General features: G+C 65.4%; 1 pseudogene. It reads right to left on the bottom strand.

Annotated features, from left to right (window positions below):
• Positions 1-266 (bottom strand): annotated as a pseudogene (locus E5X34_RS32770) (transposase); the annotation flags it as partial.

Below are 266 nucleotides of genomic sequence, written 5' to 3'. Positions count from 1 at the left end.
GCACGCGATAGCCGCCATAGCCGTCGACCTGCAAGATTCCGGTGAAGCCTGCGAGCGATCGGACGCTCGGCCTTCCGGTCGGGTGCGTAGACATAGGCGACGCCCGCCGGGTCAGCTCCCTGCCATGGCCGATCATCACGCGCATAGGCCCAGAGTTGGCCTGTCTTTCGTCTTGCCGCGGCCCGGATCGAGCACTGGCGCGGTCGTCTCATCGGCGAAGAGTTTTGGCGAGGACTTCAGCTTGCCAAGCAGCCGCTCATGCACCG

It is taken from the genome of Mesorhizobium sp., from assembly GCF_004963255.1.
Taxonomy (GTDB): Bacteria; Pseudomonadota; Alphaproteobacteria; order Rhizobiales; family Rhizobiaceae; genus Mesorhizobium.
Note: the sequence above shows the minus strand (reverse complement) of the source record. Positions and strands in the feature narration are given on the sequence as shown.